General features: G+C 42.5%; 16 protein-coding genes, 3 tRNA genes and 1 riboswitch. Of the genes, 14 read left to right on the top strand and 5 right to left on the bottom strand.

The annotated features are described in order from the left end of the window. Positions 1-27 precede the first annotated feature (27 nt). Positions 28-594, top strand: a complete 567-nt coding sequence (efp, locus tag KG708_RS09395) for an elongation factor P (RefSeq protein ID WP_010390517.1) — start codon at positions 28-30, stop codon at positions 592-594. A gap of 62 nt (positions 595-656) precedes the next feature. After that, positions 657-1,631 carry an elongation factor P--(R)-beta-lysine ligase gene (epmA, locus tag KG708_RS09390; protein WP_213609134.1) on the top strand — a complete coding sequence of 325 codons (975 nt, stop codon included), beginning with the start codon at positions 657-659 and terminating at the stop codon, positions 1,629-1,631. A 101-nt stretch (positions 1,632-1,732) separates the two neighbouring features. On the opposite strand, the gene KG708_RS09385 is transcribed toward epmA, so the two are convergent. Further along, a complete protein-coding gene (locus tag KG708_RS09385) occupies positions 1,733-3,832 on the bottom strand; it encodes a TonB-dependent receptor (protein ID WP_213609132.1) in 2,100 nt (699 codons plus the stop codon). A gap of 102 nt (positions 3,833-3,934) precedes the next feature. Between KG708_RS09385 and KG708_RS09380 the strand changes: the two genes are divergently transcribed. The 8 genes from KG708_RS09380 (at position 3,935) to KG708_RS09345 (ending at position 11,578) form a co-directional block, all read left to right on the top strand. Further along, on the top strand, positions 3,935-4,333 hold the full coding sequence (locus KG708_RS09380) for an acyl-CoA thioesterase (protein WP_213609130.1): 399 nt from the start codon (positions 3,935-3,937) through the stop codon (positions 4,331-4,333). 126 nt (positions 4,334-4,459) lie between these two features. Beyond that, the gene (locus KG708_RS09375; protein WP_013463956.1) at positions 4,460-4,858 is read left to right on the top strand and encodes an META domain-containing protein; all 399 of its coding nucleotides are present in this window, start codon (positions 4,460-4,462) and stop codon (positions 4,856-4,858) included. A 100-nt stretch (positions 4,859-4,958) separates the two neighbouring features. Then, positions 4,959-5,065, top strand: a riboswitch (TPP riboswitch). 142 nt (positions 5,066-5,207) lie between these two features. Further along, complete coding sequence (gene thiC, locus KG708_RS09370; protein ID WP_301003348.1) at positions 5,208-7,160, top strand: phosphomethylpyrimidine synthase ThiC; 1,953 nt, start codon at positions 5,208-5,210, stop codon at positions 7,158-7,160. 116 nt (positions 7,161-7,276) lie between these two features. Continuing rightward, positions 7,277-8,278, top strand: a complete 1,002-nt coding sequence (locus KG708_RS09365) for an FAD-dependent oxidoreductase (RefSeq protein WP_213609128.1) — start codon at positions 7,277-7,279, stop codon at positions 8,276-8,278. 7 nt (positions 8,279-8,285) lie between these two features. Then, the gene (gene thiS, locus KG708_RS09360; RefSeq protein WP_213609126.1) at positions 8,286-8,480 is read left to right on the top strand and encodes a sulfur carrier protein ThiS; all 195 of its coding nucleotides are present in this window, start codon (positions 8,286-8,288) and stop codon (positions 8,478-8,480) included. Positions 8,481-8,484: 4 nt separating this feature from the next. Continuing rightward, positions 8,485-9,276, top strand: a complete 792-nt coding sequence (locus KG708_RS09355) for a thiazole synthase (protein WP_213609124.1) — start codon at positions 8,485-8,487, stop codon at positions 9,274-9,276. Between the two features lie 21 nt (positions 9,277-9,297). Further along, positions 9,298-10,824 (top strand): thiamine phosphate synthase, encoded by a 1,527-nt coding sequence (gene thiE, locus KG708_RS09350; RefSeq protein ID WP_213609122.1) that lies wholly within the window; start codon positions 9,298-9,300, stop codon positions 10,822-10,824. Between the two features lie 4 nt (positions 10,825-10,828). Continuing rightward, the gene (locus KG708_RS09345; protein ID WP_213609358.1) at positions 10,829-11,578 is read left to right on the top strand and encodes a HesA/MoeB/ThiF family protein; all 750 of its coding nucleotides are present in this window, start codon (positions 10,829-10,831) and stop codon (positions 11,576-11,578) included. Between the two features lie 110 nt (positions 11,579-11,688). On the opposite strand, the gene asd is transcribed toward KG708_RS09345, so the two are convergent. After that, positions 11,689-12,555 (bottom strand): archaetidylserine decarboxylase, encoded by an 867-nt coding sequence (gene asd / locus KG708_RS09340; protein ID WP_213609120.1) that lies wholly within the window; start codon positions 12,553-12,555, stop codon positions 11,689-11,691. A 14-nt stretch (positions 12,556-12,569) separates the two neighbouring features. Next, positions 12,570-13,628 carry a small ribosomal subunit biogenesis GTPase RsgA gene (gene rsgA / locus KG708_RS09335; RefSeq protein ID WP_213609118.1) on the bottom strand — a complete coding sequence of 353 codons (1,059 nt, stop codon included), beginning with the start codon at positions 13,626-13,628 and terminating at the stop codon, positions 12,570-12,572. 122 nt (positions 13,629-13,750) lie between these two features. Between rsgA and orn the strand changes: the two genes are divergently transcribed. From orn to KG708_RS09315, 4 genes are all read left to right on the top strand, one after another. Further along, the gene (gene orn, locus KG708_RS09330; protein WP_008115490.1) at positions 13,751-14,296 is read left to right on the top strand and encodes an oligoribonuclease; all 546 of its coding nucleotides are present in this window, start codon (positions 13,751-13,753) and stop codon (positions 14,294-14,296) included. Positions 14,297-14,457: 161 nt separating this feature from the next. Beyond that, positions 14,458-14,533 (top strand) — tRNA-Gly (locus tag KG708_RS09325). A gap of 165 nt (positions 14,534-14,698) precedes the next feature. Continuing rightward, positions 14,699-14,774, top strand: a tRNA-Gly gene (locus tag KG708_RS09320). Positions 14,775-14,943: 169 nt separating this feature from the next. Beyond that, positions 14,944-15,019 (top strand) — tRNA-Gly (locus KG708_RS09315). Positions 15,020-15,154: 135 nt separating this feature from the next. Here KG708_RS09315 and KG708_RS09310 read toward each other — a convergent pair. Continuing rightward, positions 15,155-15,583 carry a secondary thiamine-phosphate synthase enzyme YjbQ gene (locus KG708_RS09310; protein WP_213609116.1) on the bottom strand — a complete coding sequence of 143 codons (429 nt, stop codon included), beginning with the start codon at positions 15,581-15,583 and terminating at the stop codon, positions 15,155-15,157. Further along, the gene (locus KG708_RS09305; protein WP_213609114.1) at positions 15,580-16,047 is read right to left on the bottom strand and encodes a chemotaxis protein CheX; all 468 of its coding nucleotides are present in this window, start codon (positions 16,045-16,047) and stop codon (positions 15,580-15,582) included. Before KG708_RS09305 ends, KG708_RS09310 begins: the two co-directional genes overlap by 4 nt. Positions 16,048-16,092: the final 45 nt, after the last annotated feature.

The following is a 16,092-nucleotide window of genomic DNA, read 5'->3' as shown; positions in this document are numbered from 1 at the left end:
ACTCGAAAAATATAAATAGAGGAAACGATGGCGAATTATAGCACCAACGAGTTCAAGGGCGGCCTAAAAATTATGATGGACGGCGAGCCTTGCAGTATCTTAGAAAATGAAATGGTAAAACCGGGTAAAGGCCAAGCGTTTAACCGTGTTCGTATCCGTAAGCTTATCTCTGGCAAGGTACTTGAAAAAACCTTTAAATCGGGTGAATCGGTTGAAGGTGCTGATGTAATGGATACCGATTTAGCGTACCTATACACAGACGGTGAATTTTGGCATTTCATGAACAACGAAACATTTGAACAAATCGCTGCTGACGAAAAAGCACTGGGCGATGCTGGCAAATGGTTAGTTGAAAACGATGTATGTACTATTACATTATGGAACGGCAGCCCAATTGCTGTTACTCCACCAAACTTTGTTGAGCTTGAGATCACTGAAACCGATCCGGGTCTTAAAGGTGATACAGCAGGCACAGGTGGTAAACCAGCAACGCTGAGCACAGGTGCTGTAGTACGTGTTCCATTATTCGTACAAATTGGCGAAGTAATTAAAGTAGACACTCGCAATGGTGAATACGTAAGCCGTGTTAAGTAAGCAGTAACACGCCTTATTAATTAAATCCCGGCTTAAGCTGGGATTTTTTTTTTGGAGAAAATATGTCAGCAGATCTTTGGGCGCCGAGTGCCAGCATAGATACACTCAAGCAACGAGCAGCGATTATGCGCAGCATTCGTGAATTCTTTTATGCTCGTAATGTAATGGAAGTCGAAACACCAAGTTTGAGTGCTGCCAGTGTAACCGATGTGCATTTGGCCAGCTTTAATACTACATTTGTGGGCCCAGGCCACGCTGGGGGGCTGCCACTGTTTTTACAAACATCACCAGAGTTTGCGATGAAACGCTTGTTAGCGGCCGGCTCAGGCGCTATTTTCCAGCTTTGCAAGGCATTCAGAAATGAAGAAGCGGGCAGTCATCACAATCCTGAATTTACAATGCTTGAATGGTATCGTCCAGGTTTTGACGAGTTTGCGCTAATGGACGAAATAGATGAGCTCATGCAGCTCGTTTTAACTGTAGAGCCTGCAACACGTGTTACTTATCAAGACGCATTTAAGAAGGTGTTAGGACTCGATCCGCTAATCGCATCTGTTGAACAACTACAACAACTTGCCTGCGAGCACGGGTTTGCTGATATCGCTAAACACGAGACTCACAAAGACACCTTGCTGCAATTGTTATTTTGTATGAAAGTAGAGCCTATGATTGGCCAAGATAAGCCATGTTTTGTGTATCACTTTCCCGCATCGCAAGCGGCACTTGCACAAATCTGTGAGCACGATCAGCGAGTTGCAGGGCGCTTTGAGCTTTATTATAAAAATATGGAGCTGGCAAACGGCTTTAATGAGCTTACTAATGCGCAAGAGCAAGCTAAACGTTTTCACCAAGATAACGCCTACCGCGCTGCCAGTGGCTTAAAACAAGTGCCTATGGATACGCGTTTAATTGCCGCTCTTGAGCATGGTTTACCACAATGTGCGGGTGTGGCTTTAGGGATTGATAGATTGGTTATGTTGGCAACCAACAAGCAAAAAATAAAAGAGGTGATCGCGTTTGATGTGGCAAGGGCTTAAAGCAGCTAATAGCTTTAAGCGGTCAGCTATCAGATTAGAAAACACCACGTTTGCATTAAACGCGGTGTTTTTTATTCTCGAACTGACAACTGGTCGCAGTATTACAAATTAAGCGTAAACGTAACACCGGCTACGCGAGGCTCGCCTAATTGTGTGTAAGTTTGGGTTGCGTAACCATCTAACGGGTTGTTGCCAAATTCAAAACCGCGAGTTGGAACGGTTTCATCAAACACATTACGTGCCCATGCGCGTACAGCCCACATATCGGCTTCGTAACCAAGGCTTACATTCACTAAGTTTGTGTTTGGAGCTTGTGCATTATGGCTATCGGAGAAGTAATAATCATCTTTACCTTCAACACCCACCATCGCGTACAACGCATTGGTTAAGTTATAGCGTGCACTAAACGCATATTGATACTTAGGGGATTGTGCTTGCTCACGACCGTCTTGATTTAAACCAGATTTAGTAACAAAGTCATTAATTTTAGTGTCTAAGTATCCGGCACTTCCGGTAATAAATAAGTTTGGTGTTAGTTGATAGCTGCCTTCAATTTCAAGGCCATAGTTACTGCCAGAGCTGGCATTGGCGACATAACCGGTAAATTGTTGGTCTGATACTTGCCACGACTTTAATTGAATATTGTCACGGTGCATATAAAATGCAGCTAAACGCAGTGTAAACTTATTATCCAATGAGCTGCCTTTAACACCAAACTCACCACTCCATAAGTACTCTGGATCAAAGCTAGTATGCTGTTTGAAAAAATCAGCATCTAAACTTAACCCTTCATCTTTTGCTTTTGCCAACGCTTCAGAATTAATCCCACCGGCTTTGTAACCGCGGGTAATACTGGTGTAAATCATGGTGCGGTCAATAACTTGGTATTCAAGTGCTAATTTAGCGCCAACCATTACGTCATCAGTCTCTTCAATAAAGCCGTTACTGTCGGTGTAATCACCTTGGTATTGCTCAACACGTAAACCAGTAATAAGTGTAGTTTTTGGACCAATTTCCGTTGCTAGTTGACCATAAGCTGCGATATTTTTGGTTTCGTAAGTTGAAGCAAATAGGTTTGCTAGCCACGTATATTGGCGCGCTAAATCTACATCTCGGTTTTGATAGTAAATACCCGCCACCCAGTTACCTGCTTTACCAGTAAACTGCAGATCGAGGGCTTGATCATCACGATCGCGGCTATAAATATCTGTTGAGCTATAACCATCTGGGTGTAAACCGGCGGCGCATAATTGCGGCTTAGTTGCATCGTTACACACCCAGTCTTCATCAAAACTATAAAAAAGCTCAGTATCAATGGCTGAAAGGTTTAAGCTCACATCAAACGCGTCAAAACCGGTATAGGTGTTTTTAAGGCCTATAGCATAGCTTTGTTGGTTATCTTCACCTGGTTCATCAGCAATACTGTTGCGAGAATTATCAAGGGTAAATGCATCGTAACCGTTATTAATATCAATATAGTGCAGGTTCAGCTCTGAATTTAAGTGAGCTGTAAGCTGGCTATTTAATTTAAAGCGGGCAACTTGTTCATCTTGATTTTGAGTGGGGTTATCTAAATAAAGGTTGTCTACGTAACCATCAGATTTTCTGCGAAAGTAACTAACCCGCGCACGGGTGTCATCGGTTAAACCTGTACTAGCAGCAACGCCTGCTTCATGGCTGTTATAAGTGCCTGCACCTAAATGTAATTTTAAGCTTGGATTGCTAGTAGCGGATGCTGACTGCATTTGAATCATACCCGCCATGCCATCGGCGCCAAAACGTGTACCTTGTGGGCCACGGTAAATTTCTACTTGGTCAATATCAAATAATAATGAGCTGCCACCAAGGCCAGAATAATTTATACCGTCAATCACTAAACCGACAGATGGGTTAATTGGGTCGACGAATTGTGAACGAAGTCCCACCCCTCGAATTTGAATATAACGTCCGCGCGAGGCGCCCGAAGCAAAATTTACATTGGCAGCGCTTGCTAGCATTTCATCTAAATAAGTAGCCCCTCTGAGGTTTACTTCATCTTCAGAAAATAAACTTGCGCTGGCACTTAACGTTTGAATACTTTCTTTTTGAAAGTCACCAGTAACAATGATTTTTTCGAGGTCGGTGTCATCTGCATTGGCATAGATTGGGGCACCGAATAGCGGCAATAACGTGGCTGTAATTAAAGACAAACGTAAATTCATTAGGTTACTTAACTCCATTTTAGGGACTTGTATGGTAGCAATTATTTCAACACTTGTGCTATAAACGCGGCAATTATACGTTAAATAATTTGGATTACTAATATGACCTTTAAAGTAGACTTTAAAGTGCGTGACTACGAGTGTGACCTACAAGGCATTGTAAATAATAGTGTTTATTTTAATTATCTTGAGCACGCTCGCCATGAGTTTTTATACGCACAGGGTGTTGATTTTGCACAACTTGCTAAAGATAAAATTAACTTAGTGGTGGTACGCAGTGAGATGGATTACAAGCAGTCTTTAAAGCCAGCGGATGAATTTTATGTAGCAGTAGAGCCTGTGCGTATTAGTCGTCTTAAATTTGCATTTAAACAAACGGTAGTGCGCAAATCAGACGAAAAAGTGATGCTCAATGCCTTAGTAATAGGTACGTCGGTTAACGAGAAAGGTCGTCCATTTTTACCACCACAGATAGATAACTTATTCCAAGCAATTGCTTAATTCTAAATAGCACATTTTTCCAACTTGCATAGAACAAAAATTTACATTTAAAACATGCATTTTTAACGGATAAACCTGACAAATATTGATACTATTACACTAATTAGACAATAAGTTAGTAGTAACATGAAATTAGCAGCAATACCGATGCTTGTAATCGGTTTATGTGTTGGTTGCGCATCAACAGGGACAGTTACCACTGAGCAGCTAAAATATACACAATGGCAATTATCAAAGGTTGATGGTTTGGCCATTCCCGCATCTTTTAAAGCATCAATGAGCTTTATAGAAGCGCTACAAATAAATGGCTTTGCCGGATGCAATAAGTTTTTTGGTGAAGGTTCGCTTGAAGATAGCAGCTTGAGCGTAAGTAAATTAGGTATGACACGCAAATCATGCGGCCCTGAACTGGATGAGTTTGAACAGCAGTTTTTACAAGCGCTTAAGCAAGGTGCCGAGCTTAACTTGCAAGACCAAAAATTGGTGATGCAAGGCGAGCAAAAATTTGTGTTTATCCCTAAGTAAATTTTACACATTTTGAAAAACAGCCCCTTGCGGGGAATTTTCAACTGGCGTACACTCATAGCAGATTTGATTAAAACATTATCAAATCAACGAACAATTTAACTACTTGTCGGAGTGCCTAAGTTTTATTTAGGCTGAGATCGCGAAAGCGGGATCCGTGAACCTGATCAGGTTAATACCTGCGTAGGGAACAAGCTGCCTAAACGGGACGCTTGTGCGTCTTTTTTTATGCGTACAACAACATCAAACCCGTCAATTTAGGCTGCAAAGTGGCATAAAGCTACTTTACGATCTTTCTCTATTCCATCGGAATATCTGGCAAGACAACCCTTAAGCAATGAGGTAAGTCATGTCAAACACTACAAAAAAATCGTCGCGCCGAGAAACTCGTGCTGCTGCATCTGACTATATTTATAACCTAACGGGTCAACCATTTCCAAGCTCTCATAAAGTGTATGTTGAAGGAAGCCTGCAAGGCGTGCGTGTGGGTATGCGCGAAATAACATTAAGCGATACATTCATAGGTGGCACAGATGAAAACCCCGTGTATGAGCCAAATGAGCCGCTGCGTGTTTACGATACATCTGGCCCGTATACCGATCCTAGTTTTGAATTAGATGTTCGTAAAGGGCTTGATAAATACCGTGAGCAGTGGATTGAAAGCCGCGGTGATACCGAAGTACTTGAGTCAGTTACCTCACAGTTTGCGCAGCAGCGTATGGCTGACGATGGGCTTGATCATATTCGCTTTGAGCATTTACCAAAAATTCGCCGTGCAAAAGCGGGTAAAAACGTAACGCAAATGCACTATGCTCGCCAAGGAATTATTACACCTGAAATGGAATACGTTGCCATACGTGAAAACATGGGGCGTGCACAAATACGAGAAGAACTTCTCGCGGCACAACATAAAGGGGAATCGTTTGGGGCGAGTATCCCTGAGTTTATTACTCCTGAATTTGTGCGTGCTGAAATAGCGCGTGGTCGCGCTATTTTACCTAACAATATTAATCATCCAGAAACCGAGCCTATGATTGTTGGTCGCAACTTTTTAGTTAAAGTAAATGCCAATATTGGTAATTCATCAGTCGGTTCATCCATTGAGGAAGAAGTTGAAAAAATGGTGTGGTCAACCCGCTGGGGTGCCGACACCGTAATGGATTTATCAACTGGGCGCTACATTCACGAAACCCGTGAATGGCTAGTGCGTAATTCGCCAGTCCCTATTGGGACCGTACCCATTTATCAGGCCCTTGAAAAAGTAAACGGTGTAGCTGAAGACTTAACGTGGGAAATCTTTCGCGACACCTTAATAGAACAAGCAGAGCAGGGGGTTGACTACTTTACTATTCATGCTGGCGTACTGCTGCGCTATGTGCCTATGACAGCAAAACGCGTAACCGGTATTGTGTCGCGCGGTGGCTCTATTATGGCTAAATGGTGCCTAGCGCATCACAAAGAAAACTTTTTATACACGCATTTTGAAGACATTTGTGAAATTTTAAAACAATACGATGTGTGTTTTTCACTAGGCGATGGCCTTCGCCCAGGCTCTATTGCTGATGCTAACGATGAAGCGCAATTTAGTGAGCTTCGTACCTTAGGCGAACTGACTAAAATAGCTTGGAAGCATGATGTACAAGTGTTCATAGAAGGCCCTGGGCATGTGCCTATGCATATGATCAAAGCCAATATGGAAGAGCAACTTAAACATTGTGACGAAGCGCCCTTTTATACCTTAGGCCCACTCACCACAGATATTGCCCCTGGGTATGACCATATCACCTCAGGGATTGGGGCTGCGCAAATAGCTTGGTATGGCTGTGCCATGCTGTGTTATGTAACACCGAAAGAACATTTAGGCTTGCCAAATAAAGAAGACGTTAAAGAAGGCCTTATCACCTACAAAATTGCCGCTCATGCCGCCGATTTAGCCAAAGGTCACCCCGGTGCACAAGAGCGAGACAATGCTTTATCAAAAGCACGCTTTGAATTTAGATGGCACGACCAATTCAACATTGGTTTAGACCCTGTTCGCGCTCGTGAATACCATGATGAAACACTGCCGCAAGAATCAGGAAAAGTAGCCCACTTTTGCTCCATGTGTGGTCCTAAATTTTGTTCGATGAAAATAACCCAAGAAGTACGTGACTACGCCAAAGATCTAGAAGCTCGCGGTATTGATCCTAATAACGTGGGCGATGCCATTGAAATCAAAATGGTAGATGTAGAAGCGCAGATGAAAGCTAAATCTGAAGAGTTTAAACAAACAGGCTCAGAGATTTACCATAAAGCGCTGTAGCGCAGCTTTCAGTTATTAGCTATCAGCTATCAGCGACAAAGTAAGCAGCATAGAGGCAAGAGTTGCTTTACTGACAGCTGAAAGCTGGTGGCTATGAGCTAAATGTAGGAGTGTTTATGTTTTATGACATTGCGGTGGTGGGCTTTGGTTTAGCGGGGCGTTTGGCGGCGCTTGAATTAAGTAAGCAGCACCGTATTACTGTATTTGAAGCTGATGATGAGCATACACAAAATAGTGCGGGTAAAGTGGCGGCGGCTATGCTGGCACCACTAGCTGAATCGGTTATGTGTGAACATGATTTAGCGCTCATTGGAGTAGATTCTATTGCTCGCTGGCCTGCTATTTTAGAGCAATTAAACAGTGAGGTGTTTTTTCAGCAGCAGGGCACCTTAGTAGTGGCTCATACGCAAGATAAAGGCGACTTACAAAGCTTTTCTCAGCGAATAAAGCCGTTACTAAATTTTAGCGTTGAAGCGGTTAATGCGCAGCAAATAGCGGATTTAGAACCTGAGCTTACAGGGCGTTTTAATCAAGGGCTATTTTTACCCGGTGAAGGACAAATTGATAATCAGGCTTTTTATAAAGCCAGTTTTAGAGCCCTCAATAAACGTAAAGTAAAGTTTGTATTTAATCAACGCGTCAGTATTTTTGATGACAAAGTCAATAATCGTCCGTTTGATTATATTATTGATTGCAGAGGGCTTGGCGCAAAAAAAGAGCGGCCACTGAGAGGTGTGCGTGGGGAGGTGGCAAGGTTATACGCCCCTGAGGTTAACTTAACGCGGCCTGTGCGATTAATGCATCCGCGTTACCCTATTTATATTGCTCCTAAACCTAATCATGAATATGTCATAGGGGCAACGGAGATCGAATCGCAAGATACAGGTCCTGCAACTGTTCGCTCAACCCTTGAACTATTATCGGCGGCGTACACTGTTCATAGTGGCTTTGCCGAAGCGCGATTATTAAATATTCAAACAGGCTTACGCCCAGCGTTTAGCGATAATCGCCCACAGGTAAAAAAAACGAGCAAGGTTATCAGTATCAATGGCTTGTATCGCCACGGCTATATGTTGGCACCTGCGCTTGTGGCACAAGCATTATCGCAAATAGAGTGAGTATTAAATGAACATTACAATTAATGGTGAGCTTTTAAATGTGACTAGCCATGCGCTGTTGGAAATAGTAAAAAACGTGGATGCAATGACGCCTTATGCCGTGGCTGTAAATGGAGAGTTTATTCCTCAGAGTCGCCATAGCCACGTTGTTATAAATGAAGGTGACAGTATTGAGTTATTGTCACCGATCCAAGGTGGATAGTGCTATGCAAAGCAAAGACTGTTTAACAATTTATGGTGAGCCAATCAATAGTCGCTTGTTAATTGGATCTGCGTTATATCCGTCACCAGATATAATGACGCAATCAATTAAAGCCTCAGGTGCTGAGATAGTCACCGTGTCACTTAGGCGACAACAAAACGCGGCGGCAGGAAATGATTTTTGGCAATTAATTAAAAGCACCGGTTTAAAAATACTGCCTAATACCGCCGGATGCCACAGCGTCAAAGAGGCTATTAACCTAGCTAAAATGTGTCGAGAAGTATTTGCTACCGATTGGATAAAGCTGGAATTAATAGGCGATGACTATAATTTACAGCCCGATCCTTTTGCATTACTTGAAGCCACAAAAATATTGATAAATGATGGGTTTAAAGTGCTGCCTTATTGCACTGATGATTTAGTGCTGTGTCAGCGCTTGAATGAATTAGGCTGTGAGGTGCTAATGCCGTGGGGCGCGCCTATTGGTACCGGTAAAGGATTGTTAAATAGTTATAATTTAAAAACCATTAGAGAGCGTCTGCCTAATACAACATTAATTGTTGATGCCGGGTTAGGTTTACCATCGCATGCCTGCCAAGCACTTGAATTAGGGTATGATGCGGTATTATTAAATTCAGCCATAGCGGGCGCGGGTTGCCCAGTGACTATGAGCCGTGCATTTAAAGCTGCGGTAGAGGCAGGTCGCTTTGCTTATAACGCCAAAGCAATGCCAGAAAAAGACGTTGCGGCCCCATCAACCCCCACAATGGGTATGCCATTTTGGCATCAAACGTAAAAAATTAGGAAGTAGGTCATTATGAACAATGTAGTATGGACGATTGCGGGCTCAGACTCCGGCGGTGGCGCAGGTATTCAAGCTGATATTAAAGCAATGCAAAGCTTTGGTGTACATGGTTGCACGACTATCACTGCGCTCACCGCTCAAAATAGCTTAGGTGTAGAGGCTATTAATGCAGTATCTACCGATATTATTGAATCCCAGTTGCTTGCGCTTGAAAAAGACATGAAAGCCAAAGTAATTAAAATTGGCATGCTTGCTAATGTACAGCAAATTCAATTGATCAGTGAGCACATAAGCCACTACAAAGCCAAATGGCCAACGCCGCCGGTGATTGTTTATGATCCTGTGGCCATTGCTTCAAGCGGCGATTTGCTTAAAGAAGAAGACACTGTAAGCGCGATTAAAGAATGCCTATTACCGCTGGTGGATGTAATTACCCCTAATACCCATGAAACACAGTTATTAACAGGTGTGTATTTAATTGGCCCTGCAGCAATTAAAGAGGCGGCGAGTAAATTGATGGCATGGGGCGCAAAAGCCGTAGTGATCAAAGGTGGACATTGGGATTACCCAAGCGGGTATTGCATTGATTACTGCGCACAAAACGGTGAAGAGTACTGGTTGGGTAATGAAAAAATTCAGGTTCCTCATAGCCATGGTACAGGGTGCAGTATGGCGTCTGTTATTGCTGCATGCCTTGCAAAAGACTACCCGTTAAAAGATGCGTTTATTTTAGCTAAAGCCTATATAAACCAAGGTTTAAAGCAATCAGTTCGCTATGGCGAGGGCATAGGGCCGGTCGCACAAACGTCGTTTCCTACCGATTTAGCGCATTACCCTCAGGTGATTGAACCGGGTAGCTGGTTAGGTGATGAGTTGGATTTTGATGTCCCGCTTGATTTTAATATGGCTGCTGATTTTGCAGCCTGTGAAAGTAAAAAGCTTGGCCTTTATGGCGTGGTTGATAGCATTGAATGGCTAGAAAAGTGCTTACAGCAAGGAATTAAAACAGCTCAGCTTCGTGTTAAAAATAAAACGCAGAATGAGCTAGATGAACTGATTGCCAAAGCGGTCACCTTGGGTGAGCAGTATAATGCGCAGGTATTTATAAATGATTACTGGCAACTTGCCATCAAATATGGCGCCTATGGGGTGCATTTAGGGCAAGAAGACTTAGAGAGTGCAAACTTAGTTGCTATAAAAGAAGCAGGCCTGCGGCTTGGGCTTTCTACCCATGGGTTTTATGAAATGCTACGTGCGCACAATTATCGACCGAGTTATATGGCGTTTGGTGCTATTTACCCAACGACGACTAAAGACATGACAGGGCAAATACAAGGGCTTGAAAAGCTCAATAAATTTGTACCGCTTATGCAACGCTACCCTACAGTGGCTATTGGCGGTATTGATTTAAGCCGCGCAACTGAAGTGGCAAATACGGGGGTTGGTAGCGTAGCTGTGGTACGTGCCATTACTGAAGCGCCTGATCATGTTTCAGCAATTAGTTCACTGCAAACCGCGATTAATACGAAACATGACTGATACGTTGCAAACGTTAAATGACAAAGAAACGCTGCGTTATAGCCGCCACATATTACTTGATGAAGTGGGGCTTGACGGGCAGTTAACGCTGAAACGTTCAACGGTTGCCGTAGTTGGTGCAGGTGGCTTAGGTAGTCCTGCGCTGCTGTATTTAGCGGCAGCTGGCATTGGGTCGCTTATTTTAATTGATGATGATGTAGTTGAGCTGTCTAACTTGCAGCGCCAAGTGCTCTATAAAGTAAATCATTTGGGGCAAAACAAAGTTCGCGCGGCTGGAAAAGTGCTTGCGAGCCTTAACAATCAAATAAATATAATAACCCACACTCAAAAGCTGGATGATACCAACAGTGCGTTGCTCTTAAAAAACGCCGATATAGTGCTTGATTGCTCTGATAACTTTAGTACCCGTTATGCGCTTAATCGCTATTGCATTGCTAATAACACTCGCTTAATTACAGGGGCTGCGCTGGCAACTCAAGGGCAATTAATGGGGTTTGATTTTAGACAAAGTGACAGCCCATGTTACGGCTGTGTTTTCCCTCAAAGTAGCGATGCACCGGTTATAAATTGTAGTAATGCCGGGGTAATTAGCCCTTTACTTGGGATTGTTGGGTCAATGCAGGCACAATTAACCCTCAATATGTTGTTAGGTCATTTTAAGGGGAATGTGTTTATAACGTTTGACGCATTAAGCTTAAAGCAACAGCATTTTAAGATGACTAAGGATTTAGCGTGTAAAGAGTGTGGGGTATGAGTAATGAAAAGCTTGGCTTTTAACGTGAGTAAGCTCTACGTTTACAAGAAAACACCGCGGTTATTGAAAATAAACGCGGTGTTTTTTTAAGCTCGAACTGACACTACCTATTAATCATCAATTTTTGCAAAGGCAGTGCCTAAACGAGTAACCACCTCTGGGAGTTGATCGTCTAATATTTCTGCTTTGTTCGCACCCCATGCGAGCACAACCGTTGAGCCTAGTTTAAAGCGACCCATTTCTTCCCCTTTCTTAAGGGTGATCGCGTTTTCGCCTTTAGTGGGATAATTCCAGCTAAATACGTCACTGCCTGCTGGTGGTGTAACAGTACCTGCCCAAATGGTTTCTATGCTGGCAACAATGGTTGCACCTACTAATACCATGGCAAGCGGGCCAATGTCAGTTTCAAAAATAGCCACTACCCGTTCGTTACGCGCAAATAAATTTGGCACGTTTTGCGCAGTAAGTGGGTTTACCGAAAATAAATCGCCCGGTACATAAATCATTTTGCTTAGTGTGCCATCAATTGGCATATGAATACGGTGGTAATCTTTTGGGGCTAAGTAAATAGTTGCAAATTTACCGCCTAAAAACGGGGTTGTGTCGTCTTGTGATCCACCTAACAATGCTTGTAAGCTGTAATCGTGGCCTTTAGCTTGAATAAGTTGACCATCAACAATGTCGCCTAGTTGGCTAATTGCGCCGTCTACTGGATGAATAATAATATCGTCATCTTCAACCATAGGACGCACACCGTCTTTTAACGGACGGGTAAAAAATTCATTAAAGCTTTTGTAATGAGCCGGATCTGAATATTTAGCTTCGCTCATATCTATTTTATATTGTTTAATAAATAATTTAATTAATGTAGTTGTTAACGCACCGGCTTTTGCTGCAGCAAGTTTACCTACCACACGAGAAATAAAGTGTTTTGGCATGGCATACTGCATGGCGATTTTAAATTTATCTAAACTCACAGGTTATTCCCTTATTATATGCGGGGCGCACGAGCGCCGGCACGGCCATCGGCCATGGTTTCTAAAATACGGTGGTAGCTTTCAAAGCGTAATTTTGAAATATCGCCATCGGCTACCGCTTGTTTAATTATACAGCCTGGATCATTTAAGTGTTTACAGTCTCTAAAACGGCATCCACCTATAAACTCTCTAAATTCTTTAAAGCACCAAGTGACGCGTTCAACATCTAAATGCCATAGGCCAAATTCACGAATTCCCGGTGAGTCAATTAAATTACCCCCGCTCGGTAAATGATGAAGGCGTGATACCGTGGTGGTGTGCTGGCCAAGCCCACTGTTTTCAGACACTTCTTTAGTCAAAATTTCAGCATCCGGCAGTACAGTGTTAACTAAGGTAGATTTACCCACGCCACTTTGACCAACAAAAATATTATTTTTGCCCGCAAGCACCTCTTTTAACTCATTAATGCCTTCGCCAGTTAAATTACTGACTAGCAATACTTGGTAATTAAGCTTACGGTAAATATCAAGTGTTTGTTGTATTTCGTTTAGGCCAGCTTCATCAATTAAATCAATTTTATTCAGTACTAAAATGGGCTCTATACCCATGTCTTCACAGGCAATTAAATAGCGGTCAATAATACTTGGCGTAAATTCTGGCAATACCGCTGAAACCATTAAAATTTGATCAATATTAGCGGCAATCACTTTAACTCCATCGTAAAAGTCGGGGCGCGTGAGTTGTGAGCGGCGCTCTTGCGTTGCTTCAATAACACCTGCTAAATCACCTGCACTTACTTTTGCACGGCGAAATAACACTTCATCGCCACACACTAAATTAGATACGGTACGACGAATATTACAACGTAATACATCACCGTTTTGTGTTTCTACATCGGCATGTTGTCCAAAGCGGCTAATAACAATCGCATTTTCCACTTGACCTAAATTATCTGTTTGCCATTCTTGCGCGCCGACTTTTGCCGGTTTTGTATCGGCATTCGATAAGCGCTTTTGATGATTGGCCTTGATCCTACGGGATTGGCCTTTACTTAATTTTTTCTGTTTTGCCACTTGAGGCCTATAACCTGAGTTAAATGCCGAGTTTGCCAAAAAAAGCTTTAGCTCGACGGTTGATGCTAATATGATATATCGAAATGCGTTGGATCTAAAGAAAAGCACCGTTTAAGGTAATTATGACTATTAATAAATCAAATTTAATTTGGCTCGATCTGGAAATGACCGGACTTGAACCAGAGACTGACAAAATACTTGAAATTGCAACTGTTGTCACTGACGCTGATCTGAATATATTAGCCGAAGGCCCAACCATTGCCATTCATCAAAGTGATGAACTACTTGATGGTATGGATGAGTGGTGTACAACTCAGCATGGCAAATCAGGGCTTACAGCGCGGTGTAAGGCAAGTACTTTCGATGAAGCTTATGCCGTTGAGCAAACCCTCGCGTTTTTAAAGCAATGGGTGCCAGCGGGTGCTTCACCTATGTGTGGTAACTCGATTGGCCAAGACCGTCGTTTTATGAATAAGTATATGCGTGAGCTTGAAGACTTTTTTCATTACCGTAATTTAGATGTAAGTACCATTAAAGAACTTGCTCGTCGTTGGAAACCAGATGTATTGGCTCAAGTGAATAAAAAAGGGTCACATTTAGCGTTAGACGACATTAAAGATTCGATTATGGAATTAAAGGTTTACCGAGAAAAATTTTTTAATTTATAAAAAATACTTGCAAAGCACCCTAATTATTGTAGAATCCTGCCCCGCTCAAGACGATAACCCCCGCGGGGTTAGTGTGTTTGAGCTTAAGTTAAAGATTCAAGATGAAAGGTTAAAAGAACAAGGTTTAATATTGATAGAACCTAGAACCTAGAACCTAGAAAGCGGCACTAGCTCAGTTGGTAGAGCGCGACCTTGCCAAGGTCGAGGTCACGAGTTCGAGCCTCGTGTGCCGCTCCAATTTCTCACCAAAGAAATTGTAGTAGAAATAAAGATTCAAAATGAAAGGCAAAAAGGTTCAAAATTGTAAGAACCTAGAACTTAGAATGCGGCACTAGCTCAGTTGCCAGAATGTAGGACGCGACCTGTCGCGCACCAACGGACAAATTACTGACTATTTTGAATGCGGCACTAGCTCAGTTGGTAGAGCGCGACCTTGCCAAGGTCGAGGTCACGAGTTCGAGCCTCGTGTGCCGCTCCAATTTCTCACCAAAAGAAATTGTAGTAGAAATAAAGATTCAAGATGAAAGGAACAAGGTTTAATTTTGACAAAACCTAGAACCTTCATATAATGCGGTACTAGCTCAGTTGCCAGAATGTTGAACGCGACCTGTCGCGCACCAACGGACGAATTACTGACTCTTTTGAATGCGGTACTAGCTCAGTTGGTAGAGCGCGACCTTGCCAAGGTCGAGGTCACGAGTTCGAGCCTCGTGTACCGCTCCAATCTTATTTACTTTCCAGATATTCATTTTCAAATAGCAAACAATAATCCACACGTGAATCATTATAAATTTAATTTATATAATTTTTATTAGATTTAAAGTGCTCAATGGATGCGAACGATCTGTGTTGTAAAACCTAAAACGCTTCGCCTTGCAAAGTTGCAATAATACGTCTAGCTCCACCATGATCCCGGTGTTCACCTAAATAAATTCCTTGCCAAGTCCCCAGCGTTAACTGACCATGATTAATAGGTATCGTTAACTCGCAACCTAAAGTGCTGGTTTTAATATGAGCAGGCATATCATCATCGCCTTCGTAGTCATGACGATAATAAGGCTGGCGCTCTGGCACAAACTGATTGAAGTGGCTTTCCATATCCATGCGTACGGTAGGATCGGCATTTTCGTTAATGGTTAAGCTGGCAGAGGTATGTTGAATAAATAAGTGTAGTAACCCTATTTTTAGTTGGCTCAGCTGCGGAAGTTTAGTGAGTATGTCGTTATCAATTAAATGAAAACCTCGCGAGCGAGGCTTTAAGGTTATCGTAGTCTGCGACCAGCTCATAGCTTGTCAAAGCTCACTTCAATGTATGCATTACCTGCATCGCTGGTAAATGGCATAATAATTTTTTTGCCGTCACTTTTATGGGTTATCGTGTGATTTTTACCCGATACAACAATGGGTGTTGCCATAGCAAAGTCGTAGCCTTTTTCCCCTAATAAATTTTTAGCGCCACCGGTAACCATATTGGTTATTTCGCCAACCATGTCTGTGACTTCTTCATTTACGCTATCAGGTCGCTCGCCTAGCATACGCTCCATAATCGTCAGCGCTAAACTTTCGTCAAAAGTAATTGAAAATGAGCCACGAGTTTGAGGGCCAACCATACCAATTAATCCCGATACGTCACCACACGCTACTTCATCGGTTTTAATACGAGGTTTACCTGGTTTTAACTGAGTTTGCGCCATGGTGTTTAATACATTAATCAAAGAAGATAAAAATGGATTAATGAACTCTACATTCATATTCGGTATCCTTAAGTTTATTCTAAAAAAAAGCCACTACTCAAA

Origin of the sequence: Pseudoalteromonas sp., assembly GCF_018402495.1 — a bacterium.
Taxonomy (GTDB): domain Bacteria; phylum Pseudomonadota; class Gammaproteobacteria; order Enterobacterales; family Alteromonadaceae; genus Pseudoalteromonas.
This window is presented reverse-complemented; position numbering and strand designations above follow the sequence as displayed.

Excerpts from the sequence above, each read along its gene's own strand:
- epmA (WP_213609134.1), top strand. The coding sequence starts at position 657 with ATGTCAGCAGATCTTTGGGCGCCGAGTGCCAGCATAGATACACTCAAG.
- KG708_RS09385 (WP_213609132.1), bottom strand. The coding sequence starts at position 3,832 with ATGAATTTACGTTTGTCTTTAATTACAGCCACGTTATTGCCGCTATTC.
- thiE (WP_213609122.1), top strand. The coding sequence starts at position 9,298 with ATGAACAATGTAGTATGGACGATTGCGGGCTCAGACTCCGGCGGTGGC.
- KG708_RS09380 (WP_213609130.1), top strand. The coding sequence starts at position 3,935 with ATGACCTTTAAAGTAGACTTTAAAGTGCGTGACTACGAGTGTGACCTA.
- efp (WP_010390517.1), top strand. The coding sequence starts at position 28 with ATGGCGAATTATAGCACCAACGAGTTCAAGGGCGGCCTAAAAATTATG.
- orn (WP_008115490.1), top strand. The coding sequence starts at position 13,751 with ATGACTATTAATAAATCAAATTTAATTTGGCTCGATCTGGAAATGACC.
- KG708_RS09365 (WP_213609128.1), top strand. The coding sequence starts at position 7,277 with ATGTTTTATGACATTGCGGTGGTGGGCTTTGGTTTAGCGGGGCGTTTG.
- KG708_RS09305 (WP_213609114.1), bottom strand. The coding sequence starts at position 16,047 with ATGAATGTAGAGTTCATTAATCCATTTTTATCTTCTTTGATTAATGTA.
- thiS (WP_213609126.1), top strand. The coding sequence starts at position 8,286 with ATGAACATTACAATTAATGGTGAGCTTTTAAATGTGACTAGCCATGCG.
- KG708_RS09310 (WP_213609116.1), bottom strand. The coding sequence starts at position 15,583 with ATGAGCTGGTCGCAGACTACGATAACCTTAAAGCCTCGCTCGCGAGGT.
- KG708_RS09355 (WP_213609124.1), top strand. The coding sequence starts at position 8,485 with ATGCAAAGCAAAGACTGTTTAACAATTTATGGTGAGCCAATCAATAGT.
- thiC (WP_301003348.1), top strand. The coding sequence starts at position 5,208 with ATGTCAAACACTACAAAAAAATCGTCGCGCCGAGAAACTCGTGCTGCT.
- KG708_RS09375 (WP_013463956.1), top strand. The coding sequence starts at position 4,460 with ATGAAATTAGCAGCAATACCGATGCTTGTAATCGGTTTATGTGTTGGT.